The sequence below is a fragment of the Agathobaculum ammoniilyticum genome (assembly GCF_025567315.1).
Taxonomy (GTDB): domain Bacteria; phylum Bacillota; class Clostridia; order Oscillospirales; family Butyricicoccaceae; genus Agathobaculum; species Agathobaculum ammoniilyticum.
Window position 1 is genome coordinate 142883 of the sequence record NZ_JAOQJE010000006.1, and the last position, 24042, is coordinate 166924.

At 60.2% G+C, this 24042-nt stretch carries 20 protein-coding genes and 1 tRNA gene; 18 read left to right on the forward strand and 3 right to left on the reverse strand.

Translation table 11 applies throughout. The features are described from left to right. Position 1 precedes the first annotated feature (1 nt). The 13 genes from xseB to OCV66_RS08650 all read left to right on the forward strand — a co-directional run bounded on the left by xseB (position 2) and on the right by OCV66_RS08650 (position 14982). Positions 2-238 (forward strand): exodeoxyribonuclease VII small subunit, encoded by a 237-nt coding sequence (gene xseB / locus OCV66_RS08590; RefSeq protein ID WP_107631983.1) that lies wholly within the window; start codon positions 2-4, stop codon positions 236-238. Continuing rightward, positions 235-1119 carry a polyprenyl synthetase family protein gene (locus OCV66_RS08595; protein ID WP_054327313.1) on the forward strand — a complete coding sequence of 295 codons (885 nt, stop codon included), beginning with the start codon at positions 235-237 and terminating at the stop codon, positions 1117-1119. The genes xseB and OCV66_RS08595 overlap by 4 nt, the downstream gene beginning before the upstream one ends. Before the next feature lie 779 nt (positions 1120-1898). Next, complete coding sequence (locus tag OCV66_RS08600; protein WP_107631984.1) at positions 1899-2492, forward strand: hypothetical protein; 594 nt, start codon at positions 1899-1901, stop codon at positions 2490-2492. A gap of 25 nt (positions 2493-2517) precedes the next feature. Continuing rightward, positions 2518-4386, forward strand: a complete 1869-nt coding sequence (gene dxs / locus OCV66_RS08605; protein WP_107631985.1) for a 1-deoxy-D-xylulose-5-phosphate synthase — start codon at positions 2518-2520, stop codon at positions 4384-4386. Further along, complete coding sequence (locus OCV66_RS08610) at positions 4379-5176, forward strand: TlyA family RNA methyltransferase (RefSeq protein WP_107631986.1); 798 nt, start codon at positions 4379-4381, stop codon at positions 5174-5176. The genes dxs and OCV66_RS08610 overlap by 8 nt, the downstream gene beginning before the upstream one ends. Next, positions 5169-6032, forward strand: a complete 864-nt coding sequence (locus tag OCV66_RS08615) for an NAD(+)/NADH kinase (protein ID WP_159068206.1) — start codon at positions 5169-5171, stop codon at positions 6030-6032. The genes OCV66_RS08610 and OCV66_RS08615 overlap by 8 nt, the downstream gene beginning before the upstream one ends. A gap of 24 nt (positions 6033-6056) precedes the next feature. Next, positions 6057-6512: an arginine repressor gene (locus OCV66_RS08620; RefSeq protein WP_054327316.1), complete on the forward strand. Its 456-nt coding sequence runs from the start codon at positions 6057-6059 to the stop codon at positions 6510-6512. A 15-nt stretch (positions 6513-6527) separates the two neighbouring features. Beyond that, a complete protein-coding gene (recN, locus tag OCV66_RS08625; RefSeq protein ID WP_054327317.1) occupies positions 6528-8213 on the forward strand; it encodes a DNA repair protein RecN in 1686 nt (561 codons plus the stop codon). A 103-nt stretch (positions 8214-8316) separates the two neighbouring features. Continuing rightward, on the forward strand, positions 8317-9537 hold the full coding sequence (gene tyrS, locus OCV66_RS08630) for a tyrosine--tRNA ligase (RefSeq protein ID WP_147574150.1): 1221 nt from the start codon (positions 8317-8319) through the stop codon (positions 9535-9537). Between the two features lie 95 nt (positions 9538-9632). Beyond that, positions 9633-9708, forward strand: a tRNA-Pro gene (locus OCV66_RS08635). 752 nt (positions 9709-10460) lie between these two features. Further along, complete coding sequence (locus OCV66_RS08640; RefSeq protein WP_147574151.1) at positions 10461-13610, forward strand: UvrD-helicase domain-containing protein; 3150 nt, start codon at positions 10461-10463, stop codon at positions 13608-13610. A 389-nt stretch (positions 13611-13999) separates the two neighbouring features. Beyond that, positions 14000-14413 (forward strand): RrF2 family transcriptional regulator, encoded by a 414-nt coding sequence (locus OCV66_RS08645; protein ID WP_054327318.1) that lies wholly within the window; start codon positions 14000-14002, stop codon positions 14411-14413. A 26-nt stretch (positions 14414-14439) separates the two neighbouring features. Continuing rightward, the gene (locus OCV66_RS08650) at positions 14440-14982 is read left to right on the forward strand and encodes an NADH peroxidase (RefSeq protein ID WP_054327319.1); all 543 of its coding nucleotides are present in this window, start codon (positions 14440-14442) and stop codon (positions 14980-14982) included. Between the two features lie 120 nt (positions 14983-15102). On the opposite strand, the gene OCV66_RS08655 is transcribed toward OCV66_RS08650, so the two are convergent. Genes OCV66_RS08655 through OCV66_RS08665 form a run of 3 tightly spaced genes read right to left on the reverse strand, consistent with a single transcriptional unit; the run spans position 15103 to position 16720 of the window. Then, complete coding sequence (locus tag OCV66_RS08655) at positions 15103-15798, reverse strand: LrgB family protein (protein WP_054327320.1); 696 nt, start codon at positions 15796-15798, stop codon at positions 15103-15105. Continuing rightward, entirely contained in the window at positions 15795-16160 is a 366-nt protein-coding gene (locus OCV66_RS08660; protein WP_147574152.1) for a CidA/LrgA family protein, read from the reverse strand. The genes OCV66_RS08655 and OCV66_RS08660 overlap by 4 nt, the downstream gene beginning before the upstream one ends. Positions 16161-16165: 5 nt before the next feature. Continuing rightward, entirely contained in the window at positions 16166-16720 is a 555-nt protein-coding gene (locus tag OCV66_RS08665; protein WP_054327322.1) for a DUF4364 family protein, read from the reverse strand. Positions 16721-16983: 263 nt separating this feature from the next. Here OCV66_RS08665 and OCV66_RS08670 point away from each other — a divergent pair, with 263 nt between their 5' ends. From OCV66_RS08670 to uvrA, 5 genes are read left to right on the forward strand one after another with little or no spacing between them, the layout of a single operon-like run. Then, positions 16984-17583, forward strand: a complete 600-nt coding sequence (locus OCV66_RS08670; protein ID WP_054327323.1) for a GNAT family N-acetyltransferase — start codon at positions 16984-16986, stop codon at positions 17581-17583. Positions 17584-17613: 30 nt separating this feature from the next. Continuing rightward, complete coding sequence (locus OCV66_RS08675; RefSeq protein WP_054327324.1) at positions 17614-18315, forward strand: JAB domain-containing protein; 702 nt, start codon at positions 17614-17616, stop codon at positions 18313-18315. A gap of 3 nt (positions 18316-18318) precedes the next feature. Continuing rightward, complete coding sequence (uvrB, locus tag OCV66_RS08680) at positions 18319-20277, forward strand: excinuclease ABC subunit UvrB (protein WP_054327325.1); 1959 nt, start codon at positions 18319-18321, stop codon at positions 20275-20277. Next, entirely contained in the window at positions 20274-21095 is an 822-nt protein-coding gene (locus tag OCV66_RS08685) for an MBL fold metallo-hydrolase (RefSeq protein ID WP_054327326.1), read from the forward strand. Before uvrB ends, OCV66_RS08685 begins: the two co-directional genes overlap by 4 nt. Before the next feature lie 48 nt (positions 21096-21143). Then, on the forward strand, positions 21144-23990 hold the full coding sequence (uvrA, locus tag OCV66_RS08690; RefSeq protein WP_107632007.1) for an excinuclease ABC subunit UvrA: 2847 nt from the start codon (positions 21144-21146) through the stop codon (positions 23988-23990). Positions 23991-24042: the final 52 nt, after the last annotated feature.

Here is a 24042-nt window from a genome sequence, read left to right on the forward strand (position 1 = left end):
CATGGCTGAAAAAACGTTTGAAAACCAGATGGAACGGCTGGAGGAGATCGTCCGCCTGCTGGAAAAGGGCGAGGCGCCGCTGAACGAGAGTATGAAGCTGTTCGAGGAGGGGACGAAGCTGTCCGCCGCGCTGGGCAGGCTGCTGGACAAGGCGGAACAGAAAGTGACCGTGATGCAGGAAACCGCGCAGGGCGAACTGACCGAACAGCCCTTTGACGCGGAGGAGGCGGCAAAATGACGTTTTCCGAACAGATGAAGGCGGATGTCGCGCAGATCGAAGCCGCGCTGGCGCAATACCTTTCCCGCGAAACGGGCGAGGGCTACGACCGTATTTTTGAGGCCGCGAAATATTCGGCGCTGGCGGGCGGCAAGCGCCTGCGGCCGGTGATCGTGCTGGCATTCTGCCGCTTGTGCGGCGGAGAAGCGGACAAGGCGATGCCGTTTGCCTGCGCGCTTGAGATGATCCACACCTATTCGCTCATCCACGACGATCTGCCCTGCATGGATGACGACGACCTGCGCCGCGGGCGTCCGACCTGCCATAAGGCGTTTGACGAGGCAACCGCCGTCCTTGCGGGCGACGGGCTGCTGACCGCTGCGTTTGAAACCGCCGCCGCCGCGAAGGGGCTTGACGCGGAAGCCGTGTTGCGGTGCGTGCGCATTCTGGGACGCGAGGCGGGTATGAATGGCATGATTGCGGGACAGGTGCTCGACCTGGGGGCGGAGCACCGCCGGATATCGCTCGACGCGCTGAACCTGCTGCAAAGCCTCAAGACAGGGTGCCTGCTGCGCGCCGCGTGCGAGCTGGGCTGCACGGCGGCGGGCTGCACCGACGCGCGCACGCTGGAAGCGGCGCGCGAATACGGCGAAAAGCTCGGGCTGGCGTTCCAGATTCAGGACGATATCCTGGATATCGAGGGTGATGCGCGGACGCTCGGTAAAACGACCGGCAAGGACGCGCGGGATGAAAAATCGACCTTTCCCGCTCTGCTTGGGCTGGAGGCGTGCCGCGCGCTCGCGGACCGGCTGACCGGGGAAGCGGTGGCGGCGCTCGACGGGCTTCCGGGGAACGGCTTTTTGACCGAGCTTGCGCGAAGCCTGACGGGCAGGGCAAACTAAATGTGAATTTTTATGCGGTTTTCTTGAATAAGAGCTGTGTATGTGTTAAAATAACAAATAAGTGGCGCAGTATCCTAGTCAGCGCATACGATTCCCAGGACGGGCCTAAAAATCCGTAGAAGGGCATATCGATGAAGTCTCTGGTGTTTGCTTCTTACGCCCAGTTTGGGGTGGATGCTGGAGGTTAAGGCTTGCGGGCGCGCTTCAATGGCATGAAGTACCGACCCTCTCGCCGTGGAGACCTGTATGCGTGGGACACCTATAGCATCGCTTTGATTGATGGATGTTCTACGGTGCAGGATGAAACCTGTATTGCGGTGCGGCGTGACTGTGCGTGTTCTCCCGCCCGCCCCCTTTTGGGGGCGGGAAAATGGGCGGCGCACACAAGCAAAACGCTGTGTGCAGTGTAGCCTGCCTTGCGTGGCCATGGTGGATAGCGTATCCGCCCGCGGTTTCCCGGCCAGGAACGCCGCGGGAATTGACGGTTGAAACCATGTCTGCAAAAGAGGCTAAGAATCGTGTTGCCTGCAGTGGAAATCACCTAGGCTGTTCGCAAAGAGGCAGATCGAGGATTGCAGTGCGGACTCAGTGGCAATTCGGTCCCGGTGATGGCAACATCCCGGCACGGACTTTAATGGGAAACCCCCACGACGGCGACGCGTGGCAGTCCGCGGGGAAAGCCAACCGAACCTCAAGCCGCAAGATTTACTCGATCTGCCGCCACTTTTATCAAACAAGTTGCAAGCCGGAACCGGCTTTTTAATTAAGGAGTAGTGGGATTGGAAGCGTCCGATAAACAGAAGAAAAAAGCGCAGCCGCAGCAGAAGCCGCGGCTGATCAATACGCGCTGGGTGGCGACGATCACCTGCGCCAGCTTCCTGCTGTCCGTGGTGATGTCCTACGTGTCGAACGAAGCGCTCAGCAATGCGAATACGGTTTTGTCGTTTGCTGTGCTGTTTTTGTTCATCGCGCTGGGCATTCTGTTTGATATGATCGGCGTTGCCGCAACCTCGGCGACCGAAAAGGAATTTCATTCCATGGCCGCGCACAAGGTGCGGGGCGCGCGGGAGGCGGTTTGGATGTCGCGCAACGCGGAAAAGGTGTCGAGCATCTGCAACGACGTGGTTGGCGATATCTGCGGCATCATTTCAGGCGCGACCGGCGCGTTGATCGTAGCCAATATCACCGTGGGGATGCATGCGGCAATGGTCGTGGCGGTCTCCCTGCTGGTTACCGGCATGATCTCCGCCATGACGATCGGCGGCAAGGCGGCGGGCAAGGGTGTCGCGATTGCGTTCAGCAGCAAGGTGCTGGCGCTTTGCGGCCGTGTGCTGTCGCTGCTGCCGGTTTCATTCGACAGCAAGAAATCATAAGACCTTCACAATGGGAGAAGGATGGATGAAGCGATACGGAATTTTAGATACCATCACAGGCCCAGCCGATCTGCGCGGGCTTTCCTATGACTCGCTGAGCGTGCTCTGCGCCTCCCTGCGGGAATTCATTGTGGACTCGGTTTCCAAAACGGGCGGGCATCTTGCGTCCAATCTGGGCGTGGTCGAGCTGGCGGTGGCGCTGGAGCGCGAGTTTGATTCCTCGCGCGACCGTATCATCTATGATGTGGGCCACCAGAGCTACGTCCATAAGATACTGACCGGCCGGCGGGACCGTTTTGGTACCCTGCGGCAGTACGGCGGGCTCAGCGGCTTTATGCGGCCGGAGGAAAGCGATACCGACCCCTGTGTGACCGGACACGCCTCCAACTCGGTTTCTGTCGCGCTCGGCATGGCGCACGCGCGCACAATCAGAAACCAGAAGTACCATGTGGTCGCGGTGATCGGCGACGGCGCGATGACCGGCGGTATGGCGTACGAAGCGCTTAACAGCGCCGGAACGTCGGGCGAGCCGCTGCTGGTAGTGCTCAACGATAACAATATGTCCATTGCGCAGAATGTCGGCGGGCTTAGCCGACATTTGTCGCGTCTGCGCGTCAGCCCGCGGTACCTGCACGCCAAGGCCCGTGTGAAAGAACGGCTGGCGCGGATTCCGGGCGGCGCGGCGGTGTCGCGGGCGATTTCGCGCGCGAAGGCGCGCGTCAAACGCTTTGTGCTGCCCACCTCGCTGTTTGAACAGATGGGGTTTACCTATCTCGGTCCGGTGGACGGACACGATCTGAAAAGCGTGTGCGAGCTGCTCGCACAGGCGAAAAAAATGAAAAAACCCGTGCTGCTGCATGTAATGACGCAAAAGGGGCGCGGCTACGCGCCGAGCGAGCAGGAGCCGGAAAAATATCACGGCGTTTCCAGCTTTGACCCGCTGACCGGCCGCTTCGAAGCGGCCGGGGAAATGGATTTTTCCACTTTTTTCGGAAAGGAGCTTTGCTCCTTTGCGGAAAAGGACGGACGCATCTGCGCGATCACGGCGGCAATGCCTTCGGGTACTGGTCTGGGACCATTCGCGTTCCGGTTTCCGACTCGCTTTTTCGACGTCGGCATTGCGGAGGAGCATGCAGCGGCGATGGCGGCCGGCATGTCGGCGCAGGGGCTGCTGCCGGTCGTTGCGATATACTCCACGTTCCTGCAGCGCGCGTATGACCAGTTGATTCACGACGTGGCCATCTCCGGCCTGCATGTGGTGTTCTGTGTGGACCGCGCGGGCATTGTGGGCGCGGACGGCGCGACTCATAACGGCGTGCTGGACGTCGCGTTCCTGCGGGCCATCCCGGGGATGAAGATATTCTGTCCCTCGAATTTCGCCGAGCTGCGCAGCATGCTTTCGGACGCGCTCTACCATGAGGAAGGACCGGTCGCCATCCGCTACCCGCGCGGCGCGGAGGGTGCGTTCCAGAGGGATACGTCGGCGGAGCCGGCGGCGTGCGTGCGCGAGGCGGAGCGGCCGGATGCCGTACTGCTGACCCACGGCATTCTGGTGAACGAGGCGTTGGCGGCGGCGCGGCTGCTGGAGGAACGTGGGCTCCGCACGCAGGTATGGAAGGTCAACCGGATCGACGGGGCGCTCAAGGAGCAGCTCGGCCGCATCTCCGAACAGGCGGACTGGTGCGTCGTGCTGGAGGACGTTGTGCAGAGCGGCGGCCTTGGGGAAACGATGGCGCAGATCCACAGAGGGCGGCTGGATCTGCTCAACACGGGCGACCGCTTTCTGCCGCATGGAAGCGTGTCTGATATTTACCGCGTCTGCGGCATCGACGCGGAGAGCGTGGCGGACTATATAACGGAAAAGCGGAAAGCAGGGGGGAACGGGCTTGGCTAAGAAACGACTGGACGTACTGCTGTTTGAAAAGGGGCTTTTCCCCTCGCGCGAGCGTGCAAAAACGGCGGTCATGGAGGGCATCGTCTATATCGCGGGCCAAAAGGCCGGCAAGGCGGGCGACATGGTGGACGAAAACGCCGTGCTTGAGGTGCGCGGCAATGAGAACGCATTCGTGTCGCGCGGCGGGAAAAAGATTGAAAAGGCACTGGCGCATTTTCAAATCGATCCGGCGGGGCTGACCGTGATGGACGTGGGCGCGTCGACCGGCGGCTTCACCGACTGCTTGCTGCGGCGCGGGGCCGCCAAGGTGTATTCGATCGACGTGGGCTATGGCCAACTGGCTTGGAGCCTGCGGCAGGACCCGCGCGTTAAATGTATGGAGCGGACGAATATTCGATATGTCACGCCGGACATGCTGGAGGAGTCTCCGGCGCTCTGTGTGATCGACGTTTCGTTCATTTCTCTGAAGCTGGTCCTGCCCGTGGTCGCCAGCCTGCTGACAGAGGACGGGCGCGTCGCCTGCCTGATCAAGCCGCAGTTCGAGGCAGGGCGGGGCAAGGTCGGGAAAAAGGGCGTTGTGCGCGAGCCGGAGATCCATCTTGAGGTGCTGGAACGGTTTGTGGAAAACGCGCGCGAAGCGGGCTTTGCGGTGCAGGATGTGACGTTTTCCCCGATCAAGGGGCCGGAAGGGAACATCGAGTTTTTGGGGTATCTGGCGAAGCGGGGTGTGGAAAGCGTACCCGATCTGAAGGAAGTCGTGCGCCAGGCGCATGCGGAATTGGATGGCTGATACGATCATGAAAAGTTTTTTCATCTATCCCAATATGCGCAAGGAGGGGGCGCACGTCCTGCTGCCCAAGGTCTGTGGACAGCTCCGGCGCGACGGCGTCCACCTGATGCTGCCGCTCCAGATGCGGTCGGCGCCACTGGGGCTGGACGATGTGGAATACGTTGAAACGGATGCGGGCGTCCGGCTTGCGGAGCTGGCGGTCGTTCTGGGCGGTGACGGCACCATGCTGCGCTTGGCGCGCGCCGCGGCGCAGCAGGAGCTGCCACTCCTGGGCGTCAACGTCGGCCATATCGGGTTCATGACCGAACTGGAGCCGGACGAGCTGGGCCGGATGGAAAAGCTTTTCACGGGCGAGTATTCGATTGACAGCCGCATGATGCTGCACGCCGTGGTGCGCCGCGGCGGCCGCGCGGTGTATGAGGACGATGCGCTCAACGACATCGTGGTCGCCAAGGGAACCGCGTTTCGGGTGGTTCGGGTGCGCATTGCGGCGGATGAGGAGGACGTTACCGGCTTCAGCGGGGACGGTGTGATCGTGGCTACGCCGACCGGCTCGACCGCGTACGGCCTGTCCGCAGGCGGGCCGGTGATCGAACCGAGCGCGGAGAATATGGCGGTCATTCCGATCTGCGCCCACGCGCTGGCGGCCAAGTCGTTTGTATTCGCGCCCGAACGCCGTATCTCCATCCGCGCAGCATGCGAGGGCGGCAGCGAGGTGTTCCTTTCGGTCGACGGCGGACAGGGCTTCGCCATCCGGCCGGACGATGTGGTGGAGATCACGCGCTCCGCGCTGCGCAGCCGGCTGGTGCGGCTCAAGGGAGACAGCTTTTACAAGATATTGCAGCAAAAACTCTGAATTCTGAAGAGGGAGGCGCGGAGCATGAAGTTTCAAAGACAGGCGAAAATACTTGACCTGATCGACCGGTTCGATATTGAGACGCAGGAGGAGCTGACCGACCACTTGCGCGCATTGGGTTACAGCACGACACAGGCCACCGTGTCCCGCGATATCAAGGAGCTGCGCCTGATCAAGACCCTGTCCGCGGAAACGGGGAAATACAAGTATTCGGCCGCGGCCGCCGGCGCGGCGGACAGCTTTACAACCCGGCTACGCAACATTTTCCGCGAATGTGTGACCGAGATCAACGCGGCGCAGAATATGGTGGTTATTAAGACGCTGCCCGGCCTGGGGCAGGCGGCAGCCATGGCGATCGACGCGATGCGCGCCTCGGATGTAATCGGCACGCTCGGCGGCGACGACACGGTGTTCGTTGTCATGCGCGACAACGACAGCGCCGACCGGTTCTGCCGGCAGGCGCATGACATCCTGAAGTGACGGAGGGAAGCGGCGATGCTGCAGTTGCTCCACATTGAGAATATAGCGGTTATCGAGCAGGCGGATATTGAGCTGGAGGACGGGCTGACCGTGCTGTCCGGCGAGACTGGCGCGGGCAAGTCGATCGTGATCGATTCGATCGGCGCGGTGCTCGGCCGGCGCGTCAGCCGCGACCTGGTGCGCACCGGTGCGCAGAAGGGCTTTGTCAGCGCCGTGTTTACCGGCCTGTCGCCGGCGCTGCACGGACTGCTGGACGAGCTTGCCCTGACCGGCGAGGAGCCGGATACGCTGCATATCCAGCGCCAGTTGACAGCGGACGGGAAAAGCACCTGCAGGGTGAACATGAAGCCGGTCGCGGCTGCGGTGCTGCGCCAGCTCGCGCCGTACCTGATCGATATTCACGGGCAGAACGACGGCCAGAAGCTGCTGGACGAGCAGTATCACATCGATTATCTGGACGGGTATGCGGGGAACGGCGCCCTGCTGGATCAATACCGCCCGCGGTATCAGGCGCTGCTTGCGCTGCGGCGCGAGATCACTGCGTTGGAGACCGGCGAGCAGGAGCGCCTGCAGCGCATCGATATGCTCACGTTCCACAAGGAGGAAATCGAGCAGGCCGCGCTCCGGCCGGACGAGGAGGAGATGCTCGCGCAGCGCAAGGCGTATTTCGACCATGCGGGGAAAATTGCGGGCGCGCTGGAGCAGGCGCGGCGCGCCCTGAACGGAGATGACGACGCCGGCGGCGCGTGCGCGCTGCTCGACCAGGCGGCGGGGGCGCTTGCCGGCCTGCGCGAGGTGTCGGGGGCGTTCGACGGGCTGGCCGAACAGGCGGAGGAGGTGCGGCTGCTCGCGGCGGACCTGCGCGACAGCGTTTCCGGACGAAGCGATACCCTTGATTTTTCACCGACGGAACGGGAATGGGTGGAGCAGCGGCTCGACCTGATCTATCGCCTGAAACAGAAATACGGCGGTACGGTTGCTGAGGTGCTGGCATACCGCGACCGGATTGCGGTGGAGCTGGAAACGTTGCAGGATTCGGACAACCGGCGCGAGGGGCTGCGCGCGCAGTACAAGGAAGAACTGGCGGAAGCAAAGGCGCTCGCCGCCCGGCTGGGCGAGGCGCGCCGCGCCGCAGCAAAGCGGCTGGAGGCGGAGATCGTCCGCGAGCTGGCGGCGCTCGATATGGAAAAGGTGAGGCTGCGCATCGCGGTGCATACGGGAGCCAAGCTCTCCGCGCACGGGTTCGACACGGTGACGTTTGAGATATCGGTCAACCCCGGCGAGCCGGAAAAGCCGCTGTCCAAGGTCGCGTCGGGCGGCGAACTGAGCCGGATTATGCTGGCGCTCAAAAACGTCTTGACGGCGGGTGAGGATGTTGGTATGCTGATTTTTGACGAGATCGATACCGGCGTTTCAGGCCATGCGGCGCAGCAGATCGCGTACAAGCTGTCCGATATCGGGCGGCAGAAGCAGACGCTTTGCGTTACCCACCTGCCGCAGATCGCGGCGATGGGGGATCATCACCTGCTGATTTCCAAATCCGTGCGTGGGGAAAGAAGCTATACCGATGTGCAGCCCATGGATGAACCGTCGCGCGCCCGTGAGATCGCGCGCATGCTGTCGGGCGAAACCATCACAGAGCTGTCGCTGCAGAACGCGAGGGAGCTTTTGCAGAAAGCGGCGGAATATCAGAGAGGATAGAAATTGCAGTGGTCATTATTCATGAGAACCTGAAGGAGCGCGCGCCCTGACAAACGGCAGATGTTGCGCGGTGATATTATCTCAGAAAGGACGAAAAACATCCATGACTTTATATGAAGAGCTCAAGGCGCGCGGCCTCATCGCCCAGGTGACCAATGAGGAAGAGATCAGTAAAATGATCAACGAGGGCAAGGCGACGTTTTACATCGGCTTCGACCCTACGGCGGACAGCCTGCACGTCGGGCATTTTATGGCGCTGTGTCTGATGAAGCGTCTGCAGATGGCTGGCAACAAGCCGATCGCACTGGTCGGCGGCGGCACAGGTTATATCGGCGACCCCTCCGGCCGCTCGGACATGCGCTCGATGATGACACCTGAAACCATCCAGCACAACTGCGACTGCTTCAAAAAGCAGATGGAGCGTTTTATCGAATTCGGCGAGGGCAAGGCGCAGATGGTCAACAACGCGGACTGGCTGCTCGGCCTGAACTATATCGATTTGCTGCGCGAGGTTGGCGCATGCTTTTCGGTCAACAATATGCTGCGTGCGGAGTGCTACAAGCAGCGCATGGAAAAAGGGCTCAGCTTCCTTGAATTCAACTATATGATTATGCAGTCCTACGACTTTTACTATCTGTTCCAGCACTACGGCTGCAACATGCAGTTCGGCGGCAACGATCAGTGGTCGAACATGCTGGGCGGCACCGAGCTGATCCGCCGAAAGCTGGGCAAGGATGCGCATGCCATGACGATTACGCTGCTCCTCAATTCCGAGGGCAAGAAAATGGGCAAGACCGCGTCCGGCGCGGTATGGCTCGACCCCAATAAGACCTCTCCCTACGACTTTTTCCAGTACTGGCGCAACGTGGACGATGCGGATGTGCTCAAGTGCATTCGTATGCTGACGTTCCTGCCTATGGATCAGATCGAGGAGATGGACCGCTGGGAGGGCGCGCAGCTCAACCGGGCGAAAGAGATCCTTGCGTATGAGTTGACCGAGCTGGTGCATGGCAAGGAAGAGGCCGACAAGGCGATGGAAGCAGCAAAAAGCATTTTTGTCGGCGGCGGCACGAGTGAAAATATGCCGACCACCGTGCTGACGGATAGGGACTTTGAGAACGGCCGGATCGGCGTGCTGACGCTGCTCGTCAAGTGTGGCCTTGCAGGCTCGAATGGAGAGGCGCGCAAGCTCGTGCAGGGCGGCGGCGTGTCGGTGAACGGTGAAAAGGTCGAGGATTTCAGGCAGATGCTCGGAAAAAGTGCCTTTGAACAGGCGTGCATTATCAAAAAGGGTAAAAAAACGTTCCATAAAGTCACGCTTTAAGAGAAAAGTTTGCGTGCAAAATGTGGAAAGCCCTTGACAACAGGGTGGAAATTTGATATTCTATTTTGGCAAGGTTTAGCGCCTTGCCAAAATATCCGGGTGTAGCGCAGTTGGTAGCGTGCTTGACTGGGGGTCAAGAGGCCGCAGGTTCAAGTCCTGTCACTCGGACCATATTTTGATTATCCGAACGGCAGTATTCGAGTGGATACTGCCGTTCGGATTTTTATTCTATCGAGAATATATGGCAGGTGAGGGAAGGGACAATATCCCTTCCCTTGTGTTTTTCTATTGTTCGATATAATGGGATGCAGGATGGGATTAGAGTGATTAGACAAATGCAGGAACGGGGAGGCGTGCAGCCCTGTGGAAATAAAGCAGTTGATTTTTTTGATCGCTATTGCAGTTGTTGACAAACTACTCGAAAAGAAATCCCCTCAATTTTATAAACGAATGGAATCGCCCTGTCTAATAGCAGCAAGTGGACTCGTGGTAATCTATTGTGTTTCCCTGCTTTGCGTTATTAATACACATACAAACGAAATGTCTGGCAGAGATAGAGCCTTTACTGTAATTTTTTTGTATCCATTATTGCCATCTGTATAGTTGGCATGGCGTTTCGGTGGAAGGACTGGATTAAAAAACGGAAAAACAACTAATGGCATTAAGCCCTCATTGGTGTGAGGCGACAGAAGAATTGTTTTAATCACTCCTGGCCATGCTTGCTTTTATTGTTTAATTTTTCTCTGCACTTTCCACTCGGCAAATTCCTGACATCCGTCCTTTTGCTTGAAAAACATCTGTATTTGCCGAAACAGGACACGGGTTCAAATTTTGATTTTGACACTTCGGCGCGGGGCATTGCCCCTGCGCTGAAATAGGGATATAATAATAAAGAAAATATTTCGTGACCGAGGGAAACCATAATGTATGTTGCAGACCTTCATATCCATTCACGTTTTTCGCGCGCAACCAGTCGGGATTGCGATGCGCCGCATCTGGACTGGTGGGCCAGACGCAAGGGCATTCGGCTGGTCGGCACGGGTGACTTTACCCATCCAGCATGGCGGTCTGAGCTGAAAGAGCAGCTTGTGCCTGCGGGCGACGGTGTGTATACCCTGCGGGAAGCGCTGCGCCTGCCGGACAGCATGCAGGGAGAGACGCCGTATTTTGTCGTGACCGGCGAGATCAGTTCGATCTACAAGCGGGGCGGCCGGACGAGGAAGGTACATAATGTGATTCTACTGCCAAGCCTGGAAGCGGCGGACGAGCTTGCCGCCCGCCTGGAGGCGATTGGCAACATTCGCTCGGACGGACGCCCGATCTTGGGGCTGGACAGCCGCGACCTGCTGGAGCTGACGCTGGAAGCCTGCCCTGACGCGGAGTTTATTCCAGCGCATATCTGGACGCCGCATTTTTCCATGTTCGGCGCTTTTTCCGGTTTTGACACGATGGAGGAATGCTTTGCGGATCTGACGCCGCATATCCATGCGGTCGAAACCGGCCTTTCATCCGATCCGCCGATGAATTGGCGCGTTTCCCAGTTGGATGGGCTGACGCTTGTTTCCCATTCGGACGCGCATTCCCCCTCCAAGCTGGGGCGCGAAGCCAATCTGCTGGAAACCGCGCTTTCGTATTCCGCGCTGACGCATGCAATCCGGACGGGCGAGGGGTTCCTGGGGACCGTGGAATTTTTTCCGGAGGAAGGGAAATACCATCTGGACGGACACCGGAACTGCGGCGTGTGCCTGACGCCTGCGGAAACCGCGGCGCGGGAGGGGCTTTGTCCGGTATGCGGGAAAAAGCTGACGATCGGCGTAGAGCATCGGGTGGAGGAGCTGGCCGATCGGCCGGAGGGCTTCCGGCCGGAAAACGCCAAGCCGTTTGAGAGCCTGGCACCGCTGCCCGAAGTCATTGCAGCCTCGACGGGCGCTTCCGCTGCCGGTAAAAAGGTCATGGAGCAGTATGAACGCCTGCTGCACGAGCTGGGGCCGGAATTCCATATTCTGCGGCAGTCGCCGATCGAAGAGATCGAGCGGCTGGCGGGACCTTGCGTGGCGGAGGGTGTCCGGCGCCTACGCAAGGGGCAGGTTGAGCGGCGCCCCGGCTTTGACGGGGAATACGGCACGATTTCCCTGCTCACTCCGGCGGAGATCGAGCAGTACAGCGGGCAGATGTCCCTGTTCGGCGCCGAACCGGTAAAGCGCAAACGCGGCGCGCGCAAAATACCGCTAAAACAGGCGGGAACGCCTCCGGACGCGCTGCCGGAGTCCAATCCCGAGACGCTCAATCCGGAGCAGCGGGAAGCGGTGGAGACAGACCGGCCTGTTGTAGCGGTCATCGCCGGCCCGGGAACGGGAAAGACCAAGACGCTGGTCGCGCGCATCGCATGGCTGGTGGAGGAGCGCGGCGTCAAACCGGATGAGATCACGGCGGTAACCTTTACGAACCAGGCTGCTGCTGAAATGCGTCAGCGCCTAGAAAAGCGGCTGGGCGGCAAGCGTGCGGTTCAGCGCATGACGATCGGCACGTTTCACTCGATCTGCCTGCGCCTTCTGGGGGAGGTTCGCCTGCTGGGACAGAGCGAGGCGCTGACCATTGCTGCGGAAACGCTGCGGACCTGCGGGCGGAAAGGCGGCGCGTGGGAGTTGCTGCAGGGTGTTTCCCGTCTCAAAAACGGTATAGCGGCGGACGCTGCCGGCATTGATCGGGAGCTGGCAGAGGCCTATAACGAACGACTGCGCGCGCTGGGCGTGCTGGATTTTGACGATCTACTGGCCGAGGCGCTGCGGCTGGATACGGCTGGCCGAAAATGCTTCCGTTATTTGCTGGTGGACGAGTTTCAGGATATCAATGACGTGCAGTACGAGTTGGTGCGCGCATGGAGCAGAGGCGGCGCGGGACTGTTCGTCATCGGGGATCCCGACCAGTCGATCTATGGGTTCCGCGGCGCAGGCGGGCGCTGCTTCGGACGCTTACAGGAGGAGCGGCCGGATACACGAGTGATCCGGCTCAAGCGCAATTATCGCTCCACGCCGGAGATCCTACAGGCCGCGCTGCCGGTGATTGACCGGAATCCAGGCGGCCCGCGCGTGCTGGAGCCGAGCCGTCCGGCAGGGGGGGCGGTGCGGCTGGTCACGGCGGCGGACGACTTTGCGGAGGCCGTGTTCGTCGCCAAGGAAGTAGGGCGCATTGCCGGAGGCGTGGATATGCTGGAAGCACAAAAGCATGGGCAGGAGCGCGCCGTCCGTGCGTTTTCTGATATTGCGGTGCTTTGCCGCACCCACCGTCAGCTCGAGCTGGTGGAAAAGTGCCTACGGCACGACGACATCCCCTGCGTCATCAGCGGGCGCGAGGACTTTTTAGACGCGGACGAGGTGCGCGGGGTACTGTCCTTTTTCCGTTTCCTGCGTGTGCCGGAAGATCAAACCGCGTTGGAAACAGCGCTCCGGTTGGTATGGGACTGCCCAGCGGATCTAGTGCAGAAAGCGCGTCAGGCTTGTGCGGAACAGGGGGGCTTCCAACCTGAGGTGTGGGAACCGGTCGTGCGGGGATACGGCTTTCTGGAGGCGTGGCTGGAGCGGGCAGCCGAGTGGCAGCCGCTTGTGGACAGGGAAAAGCCGCGCGCACTGGTCGAACGATGGGAGCAGGCCTATGGCAGCTCGCCCGCGCTGGAACGCCTGCGCAACACGGCTGTTTTTTACGAGGATTTCGACAGCCTCTGGTATGCGCTGACGATGGGGCAGGAGGCGGATCTAAACCGCGCCGCGGGAAAAGGCTGGGAGTCCGGCGCGGTGCGTCTGATGACGCTGCACGGCTCCAAGGGGCTGGAGTTTCCGGCGGTCATTCTGGCAGGAGTAACGTCCGGCATGCTGCCGCTGGTGTCGCAAAAGCATCCGACCGATACCGAGGAGGAACGGCGGCTGTTCTATGTGGGTATGACGCGGGCGCGGGAGGAGCTGATCCTCACAACGACAAAAGAAGCTTCTCCATTCCTGTGCGATCTGCCGGAGGCAGTACAGCGGGAAAGCACGGGACGGCGCCGGCAGACGGAGGAGCAAATCAGCTTCTTTTAAGAGCCTGAGCTTGACGGCACGAGGGCTCCGGATGCGAAACAGCCCCTCTTGCTTACTCCGGCATGGCATGACTGCGGTCATCCCGCTTTGCGCCGGGGATAAAACCAAATCCGGCCGTCAGCGGCGGGCGCGTACCGGCTTGGGGTATGCGCCCGCTGTTTTTGGACAAAACGGGGCGCAGAAAAGAGACAAAATGATTAGACATTTAACCGGCGATATGATATACTATCTTTGTAAACGTATTCGGGAAAAGGGCAGTTAGCAGGGAAGAATAAATTGATATTAAATATCAATTAAAAAAATATATTTATTTCTATAAAAACCTATTGACTTTTTTGCTGAACAATACTATACTAAAGGTGTTCCAAATAGAGAAAGGGAGGAACGATTTGAGAATCACACATGAAGCGGACTATGCGATTCGTGTGACCTACTGTCTGGCGCTGGCAGGGGGGAAGCAATGCGCAAAGGACATTTCTGAAACCACAGGGGTAACGCTTCGGTTTGCGCTGAAGATTCTGCGCAAGCTGACGCAGTCCGGCATTACAAAATCCTATAAAGGCGTCGCCGGCGGGTATGAGCTCAATCGAAGCCCTTCCGAGATCAGTCTGGGCGAAATCATTGAATGCATCGACGGGCCGATTGCAATCAATCACTGCCTTGCCAATGAATTCCAGTGTACGCGCGTGGGCTGCCGGAAAGAATGCGATTTTCATCATGTGTTTGGCGAAATCAACAAATCCCTGCGGGAGCAGTTGTTTTCCATTACCATGGAGCGGTTCCTTCCACCCGTGAAAAAGTAAAAAATATTTTTTAGGAGGAAAAAATCATGAAAAAGTTTGTTTGTTCCGTATGCGGTTATGTTCATGAGGGCGAGGCGGCTCCGGCCGAGTGTCCGATCTGCCATGCTCCGGCTGAGAAGTTCAAGGAGCAGTCCGGCGAGAAGACTTGGGCGGCCGAGCATGTGGTAGGCGTGGCGCAGGGCGCACCGGAAGACATCATGAAGGATCTGCGCGCGAACTTCGAGGGCGAGTGCTCCGAGGTCGGCATGTACCTGGCGATGGCTCGTGTTGCGCACCGTGAAGGCTATCCGGAAATCGGCCTGTACTGGGAGAAGGCGGCTTACGAGGAAGCCGAGCACGCCGCCAAGTTCGCCGAGCTGTTGGGCGAGGTCGTGACCGACTCCACCAAGAAGAACCTTGAGATGCGTGTTGACGCGGAGAACGGAGCAACCGCCGGCAAGTTCGATCTGGCAAAGCGTGCTAAGGCGCTCAACCTTGACGCCATCCACGATACTGTACATGAAATGGCCCGCGACGAGGCCCGCCACGGCAAGGCTTTCGAGGGTCTGCTGGCTCGTTACTTCGGCTAAGCCTGTTTGTTGAGAAATGGAAAGAGGACGGATTGATTCCGTCCTCTTTTTCTTACGATGTTGGTCATAGTCGATGGGCTTCCACTCGCTGCTCCGAACGCCGGCAAAGGTGCATTTCTTTCAGATCGATAAGAGCAGGGAACCGACCGATACGATCAAAGCAGTCAGCAGCCCGGCAATACCGATCGCAAGCCCGCTCATTGCGCCCTCGGTTTCCCCCAGCTCGATAGCGCGCGAGGTGCCGACCGCATGCGCGGCGGTGCCGATGGAAAGCCCCATCTGCACCTCGTTGCGCACGCCGATGCACTTGAGGAACACCGGCAGCAGCATCGCGCCAACAATGCCGGTGAACACCACCGCGATCGTGGTGACCGGCGCAAGCCCGCCCAGCATTTCAGAAAGGGAAACTGCGATAGGCGTGGTCACGGATTTGGGGATGAGCGAGCGCATGGTCGTGTCCGAAAGACCGAACAGGCGGGAAAAAAGAATCACGCTTGCAATGGAAACCACGGAGCCGACGAGCGCGCCGGCAAGGATGGGAAACAGGTTTTGCCGGAGCACGTCCAGCTTGCGGTAGATCGGTACGGCAAGGGCAACAGTAGCGGGGGTCAGGAAAAAAGAGATAAGCCGGCCGGACTGGTTATAAGTCTCGTAGCTGGTGCCAGTACACACCAGCAGCAAGCCAACCAGAACGGAAGCAATCAGCAACGGATTGAAGAGCGCGGAGCCGGTCCGGCGCTGTACCTTTTGTCCGAACGCATAGCATGCGATCGAAACGCATATCCAAAACGGTGCGCTGGAGAGCAGAGCGGTCATGGGCGGACGCCTCCCCTGTCTTTTTTACGCTGCAGTCGCAGCGCGATATGCACGGTGAATGCGGTAGCGGCCGCGGTGCAGAAGGTGGTCAAAACGCATACCGCCAGAAGAGCGAACACCTCGCTTTTGATCTCTGCAAAAATCTCAAGCACGCCCAGACAGGCGGGCAGAAAGAAAAACGCCATGTTGTGCAGCAGAAAGTCGGCCGTATCCTCGATATGGCCGAGCCTGACCGGACCGTATGCGAGCAGAAGCAGCAGCAGCGTCAGGCCGAGTACATTGCCGGGCAGCCGGCCGCGCAGGAGAATGGAAAAGGCGTCGCCTGCGACAGCGCACGCAAGCAGAACGCCCAATTGCTTCATATATTTCAAGTGGCATCTTCTTCTTTCCTGGTTTCATAATTGGCGGTCATGGCGGAGAGCAAGGTCTGGTAGATTGCTTCGGCGTTGGATTTGAATGTGCGCTCGAGCAGCACGGCCTGCGCGCGGTTGACAACATCCATCTCGATCGCAAACACCTGATCCATCTCCATGCGGACCGTCAGGTCGTGCTCCGAGCGTTCGCTCACACGAGTGCGGATCGCCGCGTCCCGTCGGATCTGCCGCACGACACGGAGCGCGGAGCGCTGCGCCGCCTCACGGACTGGATACGGGAGCTGCTTTTCAAAAATGCGGGTCGTCTCGCGCCCTTTTTCCGTGATGCGGTACAGCGTTTCGACGCTGTCCGCGACCTCTTCGATATGTCCGGTTGGGAGCATTTCGTAAAAGGCCTCGCTGAGCTCGAAATAGCCGAACCCCTCGTCGCACCAGGTCGTCAGATCAACGATGGCGTTGAAGGAAACCGGAAAGGGAAGCAAATCCATCGCAAAAAGAACGAGGAATTTGATATCCTCTTTGGAGTGGATAAAGCCATAGCGAACCATACAGCGCAGACCTCCTCTTTCAAAAAATCGCTCCTTTAGTATATCCTAAAACGCCCGAAAAAGCAACCGGTCCGGCCGGGCAATTATTTGCCGCCCAGCGGAGGGTCGGTGGCAGCACGTCCGCTTTTGCCGAAAAAACGCACAAATGAAAGGCGAACGGATGTACGATTTTTGGAAGCGGAAATGGGAAAAAGCTGTTGAAGAACAGAGAGCAGCGCGGTATAATAAAGTGTCAGATTTTTATGAAACCGAGGGGAAACCGCATGTCGGAAGTTGTTTTGCGCGTTGCGGGCGAGGCGGATGCGCCGGCCATGCTCGCGCTGTATGCGCCCTATGTCATCCAGACCACGGTGTCGAGCGAATACACGCCGCCATCGCTGGAGGAATTCGTGGGCAGGATGCGCACCTATATGGCAAGGCTGCCGTGGCTGGTCTGTCTGGTTGATGGCGAGGTGGCCGGTTACGGCTATGCTTCGCCGCACCGCACGCGCGCGGCCTATCAGTGGTCGGTGGAGACGTCGATCTATGTTGCGGAGGAATGGCACCGCCATGGGATCGCCGGGGCAATCTACGCCGCCCTGTTTGAACTGCTCACCATGCAGGGATACTATAACATCTATGTCGGCATCACCTCACCGAACGAACGTTCCATGAAATTCCACAAGTCCATGGGCTTTATCATTTCGGGCGCGTACCAAGAGAGCATGTACAAATTCGGCCAGTGGCGCGACGTGCTGTGGATGGGCAAAAGCCTGCGCCCGCATGAGGGGGAACCGCAGCCCGCCGTACCGTTTCCGGAGATACAGGACAGTCCGCTGGTGGACCGCGTGCTGCGGCAGGCTGAGCAGCGGATCCACCTGTGAAGCTGCGGGACGGGGAAAAAGGAGGCCGCCATGGAACCCAATCTGCATGAAAACCACCGCCAGCGCGTATGGGAAAAATTCCGCCGGTTTGGTCTGCAGGTGTTTGCCGACCATGAGGTGCTGGAATTACTGTTGTTTTTCGCGATCCGGCGCGGCGATACCAACCCGACCGCGCACGCGTTGCTCAAGCGTTTTGGCTCGCTGCACGCGGTGCTGGAGGCGCCACCGGAAGAGCTTCAGAAGGTGAAGGGCGTCGGGCCGCATACCGCGTCGCTGATCAAGGTGGCTTTCGCGCTGGTCGGCCGGTATCAGGCCGATGTGGCGAAAATGGAGGCGAATGGGGACAAGCTTAACAGCAGCGAACGGATCGGCGCGTTTTTCGTGCCGCAGTTTATGGGGGAGAGCGAGGAGGTCCTGATCGCCGCCTATGTCGACGGTGCCGGCAGGGTGATCAAATGCGAGGAAGCCGGCCGCGGCGGGCGCGCGCAGGTCCGCGTGGACTGCGGCAAGATATGCCGCAACGCGCTGCTGAGCGAGGCGGCCGGCGTGGCGATTGCCCATAACCATCCGAATGGGAGAGCGCTCCCGTCGCACGAGGATATCGAGGTGACGCGCATGCTGGAACGCTACCTGAATGATATGGACATCGAGTTGCTCGACCACTGTATTGTCGCGCGGGGAAAGTATTATTCCATGCGGAAGCAGCTGCTGATCGGGCAGGAAAGGAGATAGGGAATGCCGGATTTTCAAATCGTAAGCCCTTACAAAATGGCGGGCGACCAGCCGGAGGCGGTCGCCAAGCTGGTTGAGGGCATCCAGAACGGCCTGACCGAGCAGACCCTGATGGGCGTGACCGGCTCGGGCAAGACCTTCACCATGGCCAATATTATCGAGCAGACCCAGCGGCCGACGCTGGTGCTCGCGCACAATAAGACGCTGGCCGCGCAACTCTGCACCGAGCTGCGGGAGTTCTTCCCGCACAACGCGGTCGAGTATTTCGTGTCCTATTACGACTATTACCAGCCCGAGGCCTATATCGCTTCGACCGACACTTATATCGAAAAGGACTCGGCCATCAACGACGAGATCGACCGCCTGCGCCACTCGGCTACCTCGGCGCTTTCCGAGCGGCGGGACGTGATCATCGTCTCCTCTGTGTCCTGCATCTATTCGCTGGGCGACCCAATCGACTACAAGAAGATGGTCGTTTCCCTGCGTCCAGGTACGGAGATCAGCCGCGAGCAGCTTATTCACCGCCTGATCGACATCCAGTACGAGCGCAACGACATCGCGTTCGAGCGCAACCGCTTCCGCGTACGCGGGGACACGGTCGAGGTCTGGCCGGTCTATTCGGACGAGGACGTGGTGCGCATCGAGTTCTTCGGGGACGAGATCGACCGCATCAGCCGCATCAACCCGTTGACCGGCGTGGTGCTGGGCGAGCTGGGACACACCGCGATCTTCCCCGCGAGCCATTACGTCACGCCCAAGGACAAGCTGCAGGCCGCGATTCGAGATCTGGAGGACGAGCTGGAGGCCCGCGTCAAATTCTTTGAGCAAAACGGCAAGTTGATAGAGGCGCAACGCATCGCGCAGCGCACGCGGTACGATATTGAAATGCTGCAGGAGATCGGCTTTTGCAGCGGCATCGAGAACTACTCGCGCGTGCTCTCGCGCCGCGCGCCGGGTTCGGCGCCGTTTACGCTGATCGACTATTTCCCCAGGGACTTCCTGCTGATTGTGGACGAGAGCCACGTCACCCTGCCGCAGGTGCGCGCCATGTACCACGGTGACCGCGCGCGCAAGGAGAGTCTGGTCGAGAACGGCTTCCGCCTGCCCTCGGCCTACGATAACCGCCCGCTGAACTTCGATGAGTTCAACGAGCGCCTTAACCAGATCGTATATGTGTCCGCGACGCCGGCGGAGTATGAGTTGTCCCGCTCCGGACAGGTGGTTGAGCAGGTCATCCGCCCGACCGGCCTGCTCGATCCAGAGGTGGTCGTGCGTCCGGTCGAGGGGCAGATCGACGACCTGATCGGCGAGATCAACGCGCGTACCGCCAAGGACGAGCGCATTCTGGTGACGACGCTGACTAAAAAGATGGCCGAGGATCTGACCGCCTATCTGGAAAACGCGGGCATCAAGGTGCGCTACATGCACCACGATATCAAGACCATCGAGCGGCAGGAGCTGGTGCGCGACCTGCGCCTGGGCGTGTTCGACGTGCTGGTGGGCATCAACCTGCTGCGCGAGGGTCTGGATATCCCCGAGGTGTCGCTGGTGGCGATATTGGACGCGGATAAGGAGGGCTTTCTCCGCTCGGAAACCTCGCTCATCCAGACCATCGGCCGTGCCGCGCGCAACGAGAGGGGCATGGTCGTGCTGTATGCGGACAGCATCACGCCCTCTATGCGCCGTGCGATGGACGAAACCGAACGCCGACGCACCCTTCAGGATGCGTTCAACAAGGCACATGGCATTACGCCCCAGTCGGTGAAAAAGAAGGTGCAGGACGTGATCGAAATCACCTCCAACGTGCCGACGAGCAGCAAGAAAAAGCTGCGCACCAAGGGCGAGCGTCAGCAGGAGATCGCCCGCCTGACCCGCCAGATGAAAGAGGCGGCCAAGATGCTCGAGTTCGAGATCGCCGCCCAGCTGCGCGACCAGATCAAGGCATTGGAGGAAGGCAGATGAGGATTGTCACCCTGATGGAGGACACCGCGTGCGCGCCGGCGTTTGCCTGCGAGCATGGCCTGAGCTTTTATATCGAGACGAACGGGAAAAGGCTGCTGTTCGACATGGGTCAGACCGGCCTGTTCGTGTGCAACGCGGCGCGGCTGGGCGCCGACCTGGGAGCGGTGGATATCGCCTTTCTCTCGCACGGGCATTACGACCACGGCGGGGGATTGGCGGCGTTCCTGAGCGTTAACAGCCACGCGCCGGTCTATGTGCATGAGCGGGCGTTCGAGCCGCATTTTTCGCACAAGCCGGAGGGTATCAGGGAGATTGGGCTGGACAGCGCGCTCGCACACAGCCCGCGTCTGCGGCGGGTGGATGGCGTGGCGCGGATAGACGACACCCTGACCCTGTTCTCCGATGTCACGGGCGCAGACTGCGTGCCGCAGGGCAACCGCACGCTGTGCGAGCGGGCGGACGGGCAATATTTCCCCGACCGCTTCCTGCATGAGCAGAGCCTGCTCGTGCGCGAGGGGGATAAGACGGTGCTTTTTACTGGCTGCGCCCATCGGGGCGTGGTGAATATCTGCGCCCGCGCCGGAGAGCTTCTCGGCCGCGCGCCGGACGCTGTCGTCGGCGGGATGCACCTGTTCAGCCCGTCCACCGGCAAAAGCGAGCCGGATGAGGCGATCCGCGCGGTCGCGGCGCGGCTCGCGCACACGAGCAGCCGTTACTACACCGGCCACTGTACCGGCGCGCATGCGTTCGAGGTGCTGCGCGAAACGTTTGGGGAGCGGATTTCGCTCCTTGCGGCGGGCAGCGTGATCGAGCTGTAATAAAACCAGAAAAGAGATACTGCATTTTTGGAATAAGGATAGGTGAACATGCAGGAATTTATCCACGTAAAGGGTGCGCGCGAGCACAACCTGAAAAATATCGATATCAAGATCCCGCGCGACAAGCTGGTCGTGCTGACCGGACTGTCCGGCTCGGGCAAGTCGTCGCTGGCGTTTGACACGATTTATGCCGAGGGACAGCGACGCTATGTCGAGTCGCTGTCCAGCTACGCGCGGCAGTTTTTGGGGCAGATGGACAAGCCGGACGTGGACTACATCGACGGCCTTTCGCCCGCGATTTCGATTGACCAGAAGACCACCTCGCAGAATCCGCGCTCGACGGTCGGCACGGTCACCGAAATCTACGACTACCTGCGCCTTTTGTGGGCGAACATCGGCACGCCGCACTGCCCCAAGTGCGGCAAGGAAATCCACCAGCAGACCATCGACCAGATCATCGACCGGCTGATGGCGCTGGAGGAAAAAACGCGCGTCCAGATCCTCGCGCCGGTTATCCGCGGCAAAAAGGGCGAGCACGTCAAGGTACTCGAGGACGCGCGCAAGGCGGGCTACGTCCGTGTGCGCGTGGACGGCGAGGTGCGCGACCTGTCCGATGATATCAAGCTGGCCAAGACCCACAAGCACAACATCGAGATTGTGGTCGACCGCGTGGTCATCCGGCCGGACGCGCGCGGCCGCATCACGGACTCGGTCGAGACTGCGTCCGCGCTCTCGGGGGGGCTGGTCATCGCGGACGTAGTCGGCGGCGAGCCGATCGCGTTCTCGCAGAACTATGCGTGCGACGACTGCGGCATCTCGATTGAGGAGCTGACACCGCGTATGTTCTCGTTCAACAACCCGTACGGCGCGTGTCCGGTGTGTACCGGCCTCGGCATGCAGATGCGTGTCGATCCGGACCGCATCATCCCCAACAAAAAGCTGTCCATCAAACAGGGCGCGATCCGCGCGTCCGGCTGGGGCAGCGCCGAGCCGGGGACGATCGCGGGCATGTACTTCACCGCGCTCGGCAAAAAGCACGGCTTCACGCTGGACACCCCGATCGAGGACTTTTCGGACAAGGCGCTGCACGAGCTGCTGTACGGCACTGGAGACGAGCCGCTCGAGCTGTCGGTCAGCCGCGTGTCGGGCGGCGTGATGCGCCAGCCGTTCGAGGGCATCGTCGTGAACCTCGAGCGCCGCTATAAGGAAACGTCCAGCGACTATTCGCGCGCCGAGATCGAGGAGTGCATGAGCGAGATCCCCTGCCCCGCGTGCCACGGCCGCCGCCTGCGGCCCGAGGTGCTCGCGGTCACGATTGGCGGGCTGAACATCGCCGAATTTTCGGAAAAGTCGGTCGTCAAAGCGATGGAGTTTTTACAGACCCTGCAGCTGACCGAGATGCAGCACAAGATTGGCGACCGCGTTATCAAGGAGATCAAGGACCGGCTGGGCTTCCTGCAGTCGGTCGGCCTGGAATACCTGACCTTGTCGCGCGCCTCCGGCACGCTGTCCGGCGGCGAGAGCCAGCGCATCCGGCTGGCGACGCAGATCGGCTCGTCGCTCATGGGGGTGCTGTATATCCTGGATGAGCCGTCCATCGGCCTGCATCAACGCGACAACGACAAGCTGCTGGCGACCCTTAAACGCCTGCGCGACTTGGGCAATACACTGATCGTGGTCGAGCACGATGAGGATACCATGTTCGCCGCCGATCATATCGTGGATATCGGCCCGGGCGCGGGCCGGAACGGCGGCGCGGTCGTGTTTGAAGGCACGGTGGACGAGCTGCTGCAAAGTGAGCAGTCCATCACCGGACAGTACCTGTCCGGCCGCAAGTGCATCCCCGTGCCTGCGGTGCGCCGCAAGGGCAACGGCAAAAAGCTGACCGTCAAGGGCTGCGCGGTGAACAACCTCAAGCACACGGATTTCACCATTCCGCTGGGTACGCTCACCTGCGTGACCGGTGTGTCCGGCTCGGGCAAGTCCTCGTTCGTCAACGAGATCCTGTACAAAAAGCTCGCCGCCGAGCTGAACGGCGCCAAGACGCGCGCGGGCGCGCACGATAAGTTCGTCGGCCTGTCCTATCTGGACAAGGTGATCGATATCGACCAGTCGCCCATCGGGCGCACGCCGCGCTCCAACCCCGCGACCTATACCGGCGTGTTCAACGATATCCGAGACCTGTTCGCCAAGACCGCGGACGCAAAGGCGCGCGGCTACGGGCCGAGCAGGTTCTCTTTCAACGTCAAGGGCGGCCGTTGCGAGGCCTGCGCGGGCGACGGCCTTTTGAAAATCGAGATGCACTTCCTGCCGGACGTATATGTGCCCTGCGACGTGTGCAAGGGCAAGCGCTACAACAAGGAAACGCTCGAGGTGCGCTACAAAGGCAAAAATATCTACGAGGTGCTCGACATGACTGTGGACGAGGCGTGCGAGTTCTTCGCCAACGTGCCTAAGATCGCCCGGCGGCTGGGAACCATGCGCGAGGTCGGGCTGGGGTACGTCAAGCTCGGGCAGTCGTCCACCACGCTGTCCGGCGGCGAGGCGCAGCGCGCCAAGCTCGCCACCGAGCTGTCCAAGCGCTCGACCGGCAAGACCATCTATATCCTGGACGAGCCAACCACCGGCCTGCACGTCGCAGACGTACACCGCCTGGTGGACGTGCTGCAGAAACTGGTGGACGCGGGCAACACCGTGGTCGTCATCGAGCACAACCTGGACGTGATTAAGACCGCGGACTATATCCTCGACCTCGGTCCCGAGGGCGGGGACGGCGGCGGCCGCTTGGTGGCCGCGGGCACGCCGGAGGAGGTCGCCGCGTGCGAAGGCTCCTATACCGGTCAATATCTGAAGCCGGTGCTTGAACGCGGCAGACAGCGCGAGGAGAAGCGGTAAAGAAACACCCCCGACACCGTCGGGGGTGTTTTGCATGGCAAAGGGATATCCG